The sequence below is a fragment of the Pseudomonas sp. NPDC089408 genome (assembly GCF_044749445.1).
GTDB lineage: Bacteria > Pseudomonadota > Gammaproteobacteria > Pseudomonadales > Pseudomonadaceae > Aquipseudomonas.
The window spans coordinates 438,863-450,483 of record NZ_JBIVHY010000003.1 but is presented as its reverse complement, the minus strand read 5'-3'; the positions used below and the strand labels follow the sequence as shown (position 1 = coordinate 450,483).

General features: G+C 59.9%; 13 protein-coding genes. 7 read left to right on the top strand and 6 right to left on the bottom strand.

What is annotated here, in order from left to right:
* Positions 1 to 4 precede the first annotated feature (4 nt).
* Both nth and ACIP02_RS07865 read left to right on the top strand, forming a co-directional pair.
* On the top strand, positions 5 to 643 hold the full coding sequence (nth, locus tag ACIP02_RS07870) for an endonuclease III (RefSeq protein WP_400614901.1): 639 nt from the start codon (positions 5 to 7) through the stop codon (positions 641 to 643).
* A gap of 104 nt (positions 644 to 747) precedes the next feature.
* The gene (locus ACIP02_RS07865; RefSeq protein ID WP_012273877.1) at positions 748 to 924 is read left to right on the top strand and encodes a PA3496 family putative envelope integrity protein; all 177 of its coding nucleotides are present in this window, start codon (positions 748 to 750) and stop codon (positions 922 to 924) included.
* A gap of 55 nt (positions 925 to 979) precedes the next feature.
* On the opposite strand, the gene ACIP02_RS07860 is transcribed toward ACIP02_RS07865, so the two are convergent.
* The gene (locus tag ACIP02_RS07860; RefSeq protein ID WP_400614897.1) at positions 980 to 1,603 is read right to left on the bottom strand and encodes a response regulator; all 624 of its coding nucleotides are present in this window, start codon (positions 1,601 to 1,603) and stop codon (positions 980 to 982) included.
* 365 nt (positions 1,604 to 1,968) lie between these two features.
* On the opposite strand from ACIP02_RS07860, the gene ACIP02_RS07855 reads away from it, so the two are divergent.
* Positions 1,969 to 2,442 (top strand): hypothetical protein, encoded by a 474-nt coding sequence (locus ACIP02_RS07855; protein ID WP_400614895.1) that lies wholly within the window; start codon positions 1,969 to 1,971, stop codon positions 2,440 to 2,442.
* Between the two features lie 69 nt (positions 2,443 to 2,511).
* Here ACIP02_RS07855 and ACIP02_RS07850 read toward each other — a convergent pair whose 3' ends face one another.
* Together ACIP02_RS07850 and ACIP02_RS07845 are read right to left on the bottom strand one after the other, a co-directional pair.
* Positions 2,512 to 3,729, bottom strand: coding sequence for an argininosuccinate synthase (locus ACIP02_RS07850; protein WP_400614893.1), 1,218 nt, complete (start codon positions 3,727 to 3,729; stop codon positions 2,512 to 2,514).
* A gap of 521 nt (positions 3,730 to 4,250) precedes the next feature.
* Positions 4,251 to 5,243: an OmpA family protein gene (locus tag ACIP02_RS07845; protein ID WP_400614891.1), complete on the bottom strand. Its 993-nt coding sequence runs from the start codon at positions 5,241 to 5,243 to the stop codon at positions 4,251 to 4,253.
* Positions 5,244 to 5,373: 130 nt separating this feature from the next.
* Here ACIP02_RS07845 and pyrC point away from each other — a divergent pair, with 130 nt between their 5' ends.
* Positions 5,374 to 6,420, top strand: a complete 1,047-nt coding sequence (gene pyrC, locus ACIP02_RS07840; protein ID WP_400614889.1) for a dihydroorotase — start codon at positions 5,374 to 5,376, stop codon at positions 6,418 to 6,420.
* A gap of 59 nt (positions 6,421 to 6,479) precedes the next feature.
* Complete coding sequence (gene rnt / locus ACIP02_RS07835) at positions 6,480 to 7,091, top strand: ribonuclease T (protein ID WP_236548543.1); 612 nt, start codon at positions 6,480 to 6,482, stop codon at positions 7,089 to 7,091.
* Between the two features lie 121 nt (positions 7,092 to 7,212).
* Here rnt and ACIP02_RS07830 read toward each other — a convergent pair whose 3' ends face one another.
* Positions 7,213 to 7,815 carry a peroxiredoxin gene (locus ACIP02_RS07830; protein ID WP_012273884.1) on the bottom strand — a complete coding sequence of 201 codons (603 nt, stop codon included), beginning with the start codon at positions 7,813 to 7,815 and terminating at the stop codon, positions 7,213 to 7,215.
* A 224-nt stretch (positions 7,816 to 8,039) separates the two neighbouring features.
* Here ACIP02_RS07830 and ACIP02_RS07825 point away from each other — a divergent pair, with 224 nt between their 5' ends.
* Both ACIP02_RS07825 and bfr read left to right on the top strand, forming a co-directional pair.
* Entirely contained in the window at positions 8,040 to 8,258 is a 219-nt protein-coding gene (locus tag ACIP02_RS07825; protein WP_003254947.1) for a bacterioferritin-associated ferredoxin, read from the top strand.
* Positions 8,259 to 8,457: 199 nt separating this feature from the next.
* Positions 8,458 to 8,931: a bacterioferritin gene (gene bfr / locus ACIP02_RS07820; protein ID WP_400614885.1), complete on the top strand. Its 474-nt coding sequence runs from the start codon at positions 8,458 to 8,460 to the stop codon at positions 8,929 to 8,931.
* A gap of 57 nt (positions 8,932 to 8,988) precedes the next feature.
* Here bfr and grxD read toward each other — a convergent pair whose 3' ends face one another.
* Both grxD and ACIP02_RS07810 read right to left on the bottom strand, forming a co-directional pair.
* Positions 8,989 to 9,324 (bottom strand): Grx4 family monothiol glutaredoxin, encoded by a 336-nt coding sequence (gene grxD, locus ACIP02_RS07815; RefSeq protein ID WP_201202735.1) that lies wholly within the window; start codon positions 9,322 to 9,324, stop codon positions 8,989 to 8,991.
* Between the two features lie 91 nt (positions 9,325 to 9,415).
* A complete protein-coding gene (locus tag ACIP02_RS07810) occupies positions 9,416 to 11,524 on the bottom strand; it encodes a molybdopterin-dependent oxidoreductase (protein ID WP_400614883.1) in 2,109 nt (702 codons plus the stop codon).
* Positions 11,525 to 11,621: the final 97 nt, after the last annotated feature.

Here is an 11,621-nt window from a genome sequence, read left to right as displayed (position 1 = left end):
TTTCATGAATGCCGCCAAACGCCTGGAGATTTTTCGCAGGCTGCATGAAGACAACCCCGACCCCAAGACTGAACTGGCCTACACCACACCGTTCGAACTGCTGGTGGCGGTCACACTGTCTGCGCAATCCACCGACGTCGGGGTCAACAAGGCCACCGCCCGCCTGTTCCCCATCGCCAACACCCCGGAGGCTATCTATGCCCTGGGTGTCGAAGGCCTTAGCGAGTACATCAAGACCATTGGCCTGTACAACAGCAAGGCCAAAAACGTCATCGAAGCCTGCCGGTTGCTGATCGAGCTGCACGACAGCCAGGTGCCACAAACCCGCGAAGCCCTGGAGGCGCTGCCGGGTGTCGGTCGCAAGACGGCCAATGTGGTGCTCAATACAGCGTTCCGCCAACCGACCATGGCAGTGGATACGCATATTTTCAGGGTGAGTAACCGCACGGGTATCGCGCCCGGCAAAACAGTACTCGAAGTGGAAAAGAAACTGCTCAAGTTCGTACCAAAAGATTACCTGCTAGATGCCCACCACTGGCTGATCCTGCACGGGCGCTATGTGTGCCAGGCGCGCAAGCCAAGGTGCGGCAGCTGCAGGATCGAAGATTTGTGCGAGTACAAGCACAAAACCTCCGACGATTGACGCGATAGCTGAAAACCGCTCTCGTCGATTGAAAAAATCTTTTTTACCAGCGTCTGCTTTCTGGTTATAAGGACGGCCAATGGCCCCTTGGCTTGGAGCGACTCATGAGTACCGATAAAGACGACCTGTCGATCGAAGATGATTTTGTTGCCGCAGACGATGACGCGGAGCCCCAGGTAGAAACCGCAAAGACCAACCTGAGCAAACGCCGCACCATCGACAACATGCTGGAAGAGCGGCGCCTGCAGAAGCAGCTGGCCGACTTCGACTACGACCTGTAACGCTAACCCTGTTATCTCGGCAAAGCCTCTGCGCGGAGGCTACAAGGCTTGGCGCTCAGCTCAGGCCTTGTCGTTGCGCCAGCTCGATCAGGTCGACCAGCGACCGCGCATTGAGTTTGAGCAACAGGCGCGACTTGTAAGTACTGACCGTCTTGTTGCTGAGGTACATGCTGTCGGCTATTTCCTTGTTCGAACGCCCGCGCGCCAGCTGTTGCAGCACCGTCATTTCCCGTGCTGAAAGACGGTTGACCATATCCACCTCGCTACCTGCGCTCCTGCCGCGTGACGGATGCAGGGCCTGGTTGGGGAAGTAGCTGTAACCTGACAACACTGCCTTGATTGCGCTCAGCAGCTCGGTAAGTTCCTGCTGCTTGCACACGTAGCCCGCCGCCCCCGCCTGCATGCAGCGCATCGAAAAGTTGCCTGGGGCCTGTGATGTCAGCACCAGTACCTTGCAGCGCGGGCTGAAGGCTGCCATGCGGGCAATCACCTCCAGGCCATCCAGTTTCGGGATACCGATATCCAGTACCACGATATCCGGCAGGTGTTGCCGTGTCAGCTGCAGTGCCGCCACCCCGTTGTCGGTCTCCGCCACGACTTCATACCCATGCCGCTCCATCAGCATGCGTACGGCAAGGCGTATGACCGGATGATCATCCACGATAAGCACTTTATTCATGCGATATCCATTCATTGTTGTGGCCTCGGCCCGCCAAGATAACCGACAGAAGGCCTGTTGGCGCGGCGATTTGCCAACGAAACTCATACGCAGACAAAACCTACAACATTTGCAGAAATTTCCTACGCCTCATTACTATCGTTGTAACAAGCAACTTCCTTATTACCGAAATGACGGTATCACCTGCCTGCAAAAAAACACCAGTTGATAAATGAACGTCAGCTGCAGAGATATCCGACTCAAGCACGTTGAAAAAACAAGGCTGCATGGCCTGTTTGCGATTATTCCTCACCTGGAAAGCAGTCCAGTTTTAGTTGAGTAGTGCTGTAAGGTAATGATGGGCAAAACCGCTGGAGATGGCCCTCATGACTCAAGCACAACCTGTTGCCCCGCTGACGATCATTGCCATCTTCGCGGGAATTATCGAAGCTTCCGCCCTTGCCACACTGCCGTTTCTCAGCGAGTCCAGCCAAAAGCTGTACACCTGGTTCCTGGTAGGCTTTCCGTTTTTCCTGACCGCGTTGTTTTTCCTGACGCTGAATTTCAATTACAAGTCGTTCTACAGCCCGTCACCAGGCAGACCGGCACCCGACGGCGCGCCAACCCTGAGCAGTGCCCCCACACCTGCCGTGGTCCACCAAGGGTTGCCGGGCGAGCCCGTCACATTCATGTTCTCTGGCCCCGACGCCTATCACATGATGGAACAGCATCTCTTGCATGCGCTTGCCCTACCGCCCGTGCCCTCACGCATATGGCGCTTTTGCAATCTGGATAAACGTCAATGTGCGCAATTGTCGATCAGCGCACTTGAAAGCGACGGCGTCACCCCGTCCAGTTGAACGCCTTTGAATTCGAGCAGGCAATAAAAAACCCGGCTTGAGCCGGGTTTTTATTGCACAAGCCAGCAATCAGAGCAGCGAACGGCCCTTGTTGGCAGCAATGCGCATACGCAGAGCGTTGAGCTTGATGAAGCCGGCAGCGTCCGCCTGATTGTAGGCGCCGCCATCTTCTTCGAAGGTAGCGATGTTGGCATCGAACAGCGAATCGTCCGACTTGCGGCCGACCACGGTGACGTTGCCCTTGTACAGTTTCAGGCGAACTACGCCATTCACGTTGGCCTGCGAAGCGTCGATCATCTGCTGCAGCATCACGCGCTCCGGGCTCCACCAGTAGCCGGTGTAGATCAGGCTGGCGTATTTCGGCATCAGCTCATCTTTCAGGTGAGCGACTTCGCGGTCCAGGGTGATCGACTCGATGGCACGGTGTGCCTTGAGCATGATGGTGCCGCCTGGCGTCTCGTAGCAGCCGCGCGACTTCATGCCGACGTAACGGTTTTCGACGATATCCAGGCGGCCGATGCCGTTGGCGCCGCCGATACGGTTAAGGTCGGCCAGGACGGTCGCCGGGGATTTCTCGACGCCGTCAATGGCAACGATGTCGCCGTTGCGGTAGGTGAGCTCGAGGTAGGTCGCCTGGTCCGGGGCGTTCTCAGGCGAGACGCTCCAGCGCCACATGTCTTCTTCGTGCTCGGTCCAGGTATCTTCCAGGACACCGCCTTCGTAGGAGATGTGCAGCAGGTTGGCATCCATCGAGTACGGTGACTTCTTCTTGCCGTGGCGCTCGATCGGAATACCGTGCTTCTCGGCGTAGTCCATCAGCTTCTCGCGGGACAGCAGGTCCCACTCACGCCATGGCGCGATCACTTTCACGCCTGGCTTCAGGGCGTAGGCGCCCAGCTCGAAGCGCACCTGGTCGTTGCCTTTACCGGTGGCACCATGGGAAATGGCATCAGCGCCGGTTTCATTGGCGATTTCAATCAGGCGCTTGGCGATCAGCGGACGGGCGATGGATGTACCCAGCAGGTACTCGCCTTCGTAGACGGTGTTGGCGCGGAACATCGGGAACACGAAATCTCGCACGAATTCTTCGCGCAGGTCGTCGATGTAGATCTCTTTAACGCCCATTGCCTGGGCCTTGGCACGGGCCGGCTCGACCTCTTCGCCCTGACCCAGGTCAGCGGTGAAGGTCACCACTTCGCAGTTGTAGGTATCCTGCAGCCACTTGAGAATCACCGAAGTATCAAGGCCGCCGGAATACGCCAGTACGACCTTTTTTACGTCCGCCATGCCATCACTCCACGGGGTTGTACGGAAAGGGATCGATTCTAACGACGTTGCGGATAAATTTACAGTGGGGCGACAGCTTCTGACGACAAAGCGACAGGAACTTTCAGCGGCGCGACGCGGTTAGTGGCTTGCTACAAGAGGTTCAGCGCCTGTGAGATCGAGCGCCGCCCGCGCGGCGCTTCGCGGGGCAAGCCCGCTCCCACATCTGTTTCGGGCCAATCATTCCTGTGCCTTTGGCGCGCGCACCCTGGGTGCATGGCTGGAGATTGATGAAAAGCCGCGGCGCCCCCTTCAATATCGAAGGGAACAAACAAGGCGGACAGAGGTGACCTCACAGGAGTAATTGGCACGAAACAGACTGTGGGAGCGGGCTTGCCCCGCGAAGCGCCGCGCGGGCGGCGCTCGATCTCATAGGCGCTGAAAATGTTGTGGTGAACACCTGTTCGCCTTGATGCAACCTCAAGGCATGCACCACAAACAAACAAACAAACAAACAAACAAACAAACAAACAAACCAGACTTCAGGGTGCCTTCGCCCCCGGCACACCCGAGGCCGGATTAGCAGCCGAACCGGCTGGGCCTGGAGCTGGTGCTGCCGCTGGAGCAGAAGCTGGCACCGGAACCACAGCCGGCACCACTGGCTCCACCGCCTTCTGCGCCACCACCACCCGCTCCAGCTCAATATTCACCCGCCGGTTCTGCGCCCGGTTCGCCGCACTGTTGTTCTTCGCCAACGGATACCGCTCACCATGGAAGCGCACGGTAATCTGCTCGTCCGCCACGCCATGGGCCTTGAGGTAATCGGCTACCGACAACGCCCGGCGGCGCGACAGGTCGCGGTTGGTCAGGCGGTTGCCGCTGTTGTCGGAATGGCCATTGAGCTCGATATGGTTAACCGTGGGATCGGCCTTCATGTAATCGAGGATCACGTCCAACCTTGCCTTGGCCGCGTCATCCAGCTCGATTCCGCCCCCGGGGAAGCCGACCTGGGTCTGGCGTACCTGGTCGTAGTTCATCGGCAGCAGCTTGGCGGCACAGACCAGGAAGTCGCTATAGGCCTTGGCGAAACTGACCGGCAATACCCGGACTTCCATCGGCCTGCCTGCCTCGCCGGTGTAATTGCGCACCACCGTGCTGCGGCCATCGAGCAAGCCGTTGATCAGGCGGCTGGCCTGGCCTTGGGACGAGTTGAACAGCACACCGGTGCGGGCCAGGCGCACGCTGCCCAAGTTGATGTCGCCACGCCCGGGCTGCCAAGGCGCGGCGGCCGCCAGCAGGCTGGCGCTGCCGGCACCCAGTACGTTGCTGCCCGAGCGCAGCTGGAATACCGGCTGCTCGCCCGCCCGGCGCACGAACTCACCACTGCCAAAACCGTCGATCGGCTGGATCAGGCGGCATTCAAACTGGTCACCCTCGACCTTCCAGGCAATGTTTTCCATGCGCGTCTGGAAAGTCAGTGCGCCGGCCGGGAGGCTGGCGAACAAGGTCAACAGGGCTAGGTAACGCTGGCGCACGGGCGGCTCCACAAATTCTGACGGCTTACCTGCAGGCTATCGGACGCCGCCCGCAAAACTTGATAGCCGCACTCGCCCTTGGGTTTTCCGGTAGTATTGGCGCTTGAGTTCGACCCGCCTGGAATCCCCAATGTCCGATCGCCTGACCCTCCTGCGCCCCGACGACTGGCACATCCATCTGCGCGATGGTGCCGTCCTGCCCCACACCGTTGCCGACGTGGCGCGTACCTTCGCCCGTGCCATCATCATGCCCAACCTGGTGCCACCGGTGCGCAATGCCGCCGAAGCCGGCGCTTACCGTGAGCGCATCCTTTCCGCCCGCCCGGCCGGCAGCCGCTTCGAGCCGCTGATGGTGCTGTACCTCACCGACCGTACCAGCCCCGAGGACGTGCGTGCGGCCAAGGCCAGCGGCATCGTGTACGCCGCCAAGCTGTACCCTGCCGGCGCCACGACCAACTCCGATTCGGGCGTGACCAGCATCGACAACATCTTCCCAGCCATCGAGGCACTGGCGGAAGTTGGCATGCCTCTGCTGGTGCATGGTGAAGTGACGCGCAGCGAGATCGACGTGTTCGACCGCGAGAAGCGCTTCATCGACGAACACATGCGCCGTGTGGTCGAGCGTTTCCCGACGCTGAAGGTGGTGTTCGAACACATCACCACCAGCGATGCCGCGCAGTTCGTTACCGAGGCCCCGGCCAACGTCGGCGCGACCATCACCGCCCAGCACTTGCTGTACAACCGCAACCACATGCTGGTTGGCGGCATTCGCCCGCACTTCTACTGCCTGCCTATCCTCAAGCGCAACACCCACCAGGTGGCGCTGCTGGACGCGGCCACCAGCGGCAACCCGAAGTTCTTCCTCGGCACCGACTCGGCGCCGCACGCCCGTCACGCCAAGGAAGCTGCCTGCGGTTGCGCCGGTTGCTACACCGCCTATGCGGCCATCGAGATGTACGCAGAAGCGTTCGAGCAGCGCAACGCGCTGGACAAGCTGGAAGGTTTTGCCAGCCTGCACGGCCCGGCCTTCTATGGCCTGCCGGCCAACACCGACAGCATTACCCTGGTCCGCGAAGAATGGACCGCTCCGGACAGCCTGCCATTTGGCGAGCAGACCGTAGTTCCGCTGCGCGCCGGGGAAAAACTGCGCTGGCGCCTGCTGGAGGAAAACGCGTGAGCGAAGACCTCTACGAAGACGACCTGGACACCCAGGGCAGCAGCGGTTCACGCCACCCGATGGCCGAGCGCTTCCGTGGCTACCTGCCGGTAGTGGTGGATGTGGAGACCGGTGGCTTCAACAGCGCCACCGACGCGCTGCTGGAAATTGCCGCCGTCACCATTGGCATGGACGAGAAAGGCTTCCTGTTCCCCGAGCACACCTACTTCCACCGGGTGGAGCCATTCGAGGGTGCCAATATCGAGCAGGCCGCGCTGGAGTTCACCGGGATCAAGCTGGACCATCCGCTGCGCATGGCCGTCAGTGAGGAAAGCGCGCTGACCGACATCTTCCGTGGCGTGCGCAAGGCGCTCAAGGCCAATGGCTGCAAACGGGCGATTCTGGTCGGCCATAACAGCAGCTTCGACCTGGGCTTCCTCAATGCCGCCGTGGCGCGCAATGACCTGAAGCGCAACCCGTTCCACCCGTTCTCCAGCTTCGACACCGCCACCCTGGCCGGCCTGGCGTATGGCCAGACCGTGCTGGCGCGGGCCTGCCAGAGCGCCGACATCGACTTCGACGGGCGTGAAGCGCACTCGGCGCGTTATGACACCGAGAAGACGGCCGAGCTGTTCTGCGGCATCGTCAACCGCTGGAAAGAGATGGGCGGCTGGCGCGACTTCAACGACTAGAAGCTGCAAGCTGCAAGAAAAAGCAGGCCGCATGCGCTCGGTTTCTTCTTGAAGCTTGTAGCTTGAAACTTGAAGCTAAAAAAACCGGCCACCAGGGCCGGTTTTTTTATACGCGTGGCAATTACAGCTTGCCAGCGTTCTCGCTCAGGTAGGCTGCAACGCCTTCTGGCGAAGCGTTCATGCCTTTGTCGCCTTTTTTCCAGTTGGCAGGGCAGACTTCGCCGTGCTCTTCGTGGAATTGCAGGGCGTCGACCAGGCGCAGCAGCTCGTCCATGTTACGGCCCAGTGGCAGGTCGTTGATGATCTGCGAACGAACAACACCGTTGGTGTCGATCAGGAAGGCGCCACGGAAGGCTACGCCGCCTTCGGACTCTACGTCATAGGCTTTGCAGATTTCGTGGGTCATGTCGGCAGCCAGGGTGTATTTCACCTGACCGATACCGCCGTTGTTGACCGGGGTGTTACGCCAGGCGTTGTGGGTGAAGTGCGAGTCGATCGACACGCCGATCACTTCGACGTTGCGCGCCTGGAAGTCAGGAATGCGGTTGTCCAGGGCGATCAGCTCGGACGGGCAGACGAAGGTGAAGTCCAGCGGGTAGAAGAACACCAGGCCGTACTTGCCCTTGATGGCCGAGGCCAGGTTGAAGCTGTCGACGATCTCGCCATTGCCCAGCACGGCCGGGACGGTGAAATCGGGGGCTTTCTTACCAACGAGTACGCTCATTGTAATCTCCTGATGAGGGTGAAAAACCGTTTGCCGGGCCAGACGGGCTTGCCCGACATCCAACAAAGGCCGACCATCATACACGGCTTCTGATGACAGGCCGAATCCAACAATCGGGCAACCGCCGGTCGCTCAAGCACGGCCCTTCCAGAAAGTTCTTTGACAAGCATTCTCATTAACATTAAGCTCCACCCATCGACTCAAACCAGCGATGGTCAGCCCTTATGTATGTGTGTCTTTGTGTCGGCGTTACCGACGGACAGATCCGCGATGCGATCTATGAAGGATGCTGCAGTTACAAGGAAGTGCGAGCCGCCACCAACGTCGCCAGCCAGTGTGGCAAATGCGCCTGCGTGGCCAAGCAGGTGGTCCGCGAGACCCTGACCGAGCTTCAGGTCAGCCAGGCAGCCCTGCCCTACCCTGTTGAATTTACCGCCGCCTGAAAGCCAGAATTTCAAGAACCGGACCTAGCGTCCGGTTTTTTTATGCCCGAAATTCAATAAGTTAGCGTTCCAACGCGGTTCACAAACATTCTTATTCCTATTAATTTTCACTTATTATTCAAGAACTTAGGTTTGACACACCTAAGTATCGGGCTCAAACTTCCGGGTATTGGCACACTTCTACAGGGCAGGAACCCAAATGAAAGGCGACGTAAGCGTCATCCAGCATCTCAACAAGATCCTCGGAAACGAGCTGGTCGCAATCAACCAGTACTTCCTGCACGCACGCATGTACGAAGATTGGGGCCTGAATAAACTCGGCAAGCACGAGTACAAGGAATCGATCGACGAGATGAAGCACGCTGACAAATTGATCAAGCGTATTCTTTTCCTCGAAGGCATCCCCAACGTTCAGGACCTGGGCAAGCTGCTGATTGGCGAGCACACCAAGGAAATGCTCGAGTGCGACCTGAAACTCGAGAAGAAAGGCCTGGCCGATCTCAAGGCTGCCATCGCCCATTGCGAAACCGCTGGCGACTTCGGCTCGCGTGACATGCTTGAAGATATCCTCGAGTCCGAAGAAGAGCACATTGACTGGCTGGAAACCCAGTTGGGGCTGATCGAAAAGATCGGTATCGAGAACTACCTGCAGTCGCAGATGGGCGAAGAATAAATACTCGCCACATAAAAAAACCCGCGATCAGCGGGTTTTTTCATGCTTGCCAGAAGATCAGGCTTCGGAAGCTTTGGCCTTGGCAGCAGCGTCCTTGATCAGGGTCTGCAGCTCGCCGTTCTGGAACATTTCCAGCATGATGTCGCTACCGCCAACCAGTTCACCGGCTACCCACAGCTGCGGGAAGGTCGGCCAGTTGGCGTATTTTGGCAGGTTGGCGCGGATTTCCGGGTTCTGCAGGATGTCGACGTAGGCGAACTTTTCGCCACAACCCATCACAGCCTGCGACGCCTTGGCCGAGAACCCGCACTGCGGGGCATTCGGCGAGCCTTTCATGTAAAGCAGAATGGTGTTGTTGGCAATCTGCTCTTTGATCGTATCGATGATATCCATCTAGCACCTCAGCTGAACTTTCCGACGTGGTCGTCGGCACGGTGACGCATTGTAACGGAAAGCCGAGCAGCATGCTCGGCCTTACCGTTCCTCACGCGGCCTCTACCTGCACGGGCACGCCATTGAGCGCAGCGTTGCCAGAAACCTGGTCGCGCAAGCGCTCATCGGTGAGGTCGTTGGCACTGATGCCCGGCTGCGCCTGGGCAATCTGCAGGTGCACACCGTGACGAGCATGGCCGAAGCCATGGGGCAGGCTGACCACACCCGGCATCATGTCCTCGCAGGCCTGCACTTCCACTTCCAGTTCGCCCGTACGCGAGCGGATACGCACCCGCTGGCCGTCCTGCAACTGCCGCTGCTGGAGGTCTTGCGGGTGCATCAGCAATTGGTGGCGTGGCTTGCCTTTGACCAGGCGATGGAAGTTGTGCATCCACGAGTTGTTGCTGCGCACATGGCGACGGCCGATCAGCAGCAGTTCGCCCGGCACCGGTGGTGCTTGTTGTGCCAGACGCTGCAGGTCGTCCAACAGCACCTGGGGCGCCGCTTCGACAGCCTGACTGGCAGTGGCCAGCCGTGCAGCGAGGTTGGCGCGTAACGGCCCGAGGTCCAGACCATGGGGGTAGCCGTCCAGGGTTGCCAGCGAAAGTTGCCACGGCGTTGCCTCCCCGTAGCGCCCTTTGCGCAGGGCCATATCGATCATCTGTGCCGGCGCCCAGGTCGGTTTCAATTCCAGCTCGGCACGCTTGGCGAACGCTTGCGCCAGGCCGACGAAGATCTCCCAGTCGTGCAGCGCCCCTTGTGGCTTGGCCAGGATCGCCCGGTTGAAGCGGGTGACGTTACGCACGGCCAGCAGGTTGAAGGTGCTGTCGTAGTGATCGTTTTCCAGCGCCGAGGTGGAGGGCAGGATCAGGTCGGCATGGCGAGTGGTTTCGTTGATGTAGAGGTCGATGCTGAGCATGAAGTCTAGCCCCTCCAACGCCGCATCCAGCTGACGGCCGTTAGGCGTGGACAACACCGGGTTGCCGGCCACGGTCACCAGCGCCCGTACCTGCCCTTCGCCGGGGGTGAGCACTTCTTCGGCGAGCGCCGCCACCGGCAGCTCGCCGCCGTATTCGGGCAAGCCCGACACGCGGCTCTGCCAGGCGTTGAAGTGGCCACCTGAGGTGGTCGCCACCAGGTCGACAGCAGGTTCCGTGCACAACGCGCCGCCTTCACGGTCGAGATTGCCGGTCACCAGGTTGATCAGTTGCACCAGCCAGTGGCACAGGGTGCCGAAAGCCTGGGTCGAGATGCCCATGCGCCCATAGCACACGGCCTTGTCGGCCGCGGCAAAATCCCGTGCCAACTGGCGGATTTCAGTGGCTGCGATGCCACAACGCGCACTCATGGCTTCGGCGCTGAATGGCGCAATGGCCTCCCGTATCTGCTGCAGGCCACTGACCGCCAAGTGCGAACCACCCGCCAGGCCTTCTGCGAACAAGGTGTTGAGCACGCCGCACAACAGTGCCGCATCGCCACCGGGGCGGATGAACAGATGGCTGTCTGCCATGGCCGCTGTTTCGCTACGCCGAGGGTCAACCACCACCAGCCGCCCGCCCCGCGCCCGCAGGGCCTTGAGGCGCTTTTCCACGTCTGGCACGGTCATGATACTGCCGTTGGAGGCCAGCGGGTTGCCGCCCAGGATCAGCATGAAGTCGGTATGGTCGATGTCCGGGATCGGCAGCAACAGACCGTGGCCATACATCAGGTGGCTGACCAGGTGTTGCGGCAACTGGTCCACCGAGGTGGCCGAGTAGCGATTACGGGTTTTCAACAGACCGAGGAAGTAGTTGCTGTGGGTCATCAACCCATAGTTGTGCACGCTCGGGTTACCTTGATACACCGCCACGGCATTGCGCCCATGGGCTTGCTGGACCGCCCACAACTTTTCGGCAGCCAGGGCGAAGGCTTCATCCCAGCCAATGGCCTGCCATTGCTCACCTGTCCGTTTGTGCGGCTGGCGCAGGCGATCAGGGTCGTTCTGGATGTCCTGCAAGGCCACGGCCTTGGGGCAGACATGGCCGCGGCTGAACGGGTCCTGAGGGTCACCCTTGATCGAACTGATCAACGCCCGCCCGTCGTCTTCGTGGCTGACTTCGATGTTCAACCCGCAAATCGCTTCGCACAGGTGACAGGCACGGTGATGCTGGGTCTTGGTCATGGCCGCCTCTGCCTTGTTGTGGTGAAGGGTTGTGAAACGGTGACTATGCGCCCCGCCCCTCCCCCCTGCCAGCGCGCTTCGCCGCGTGAATCCACCG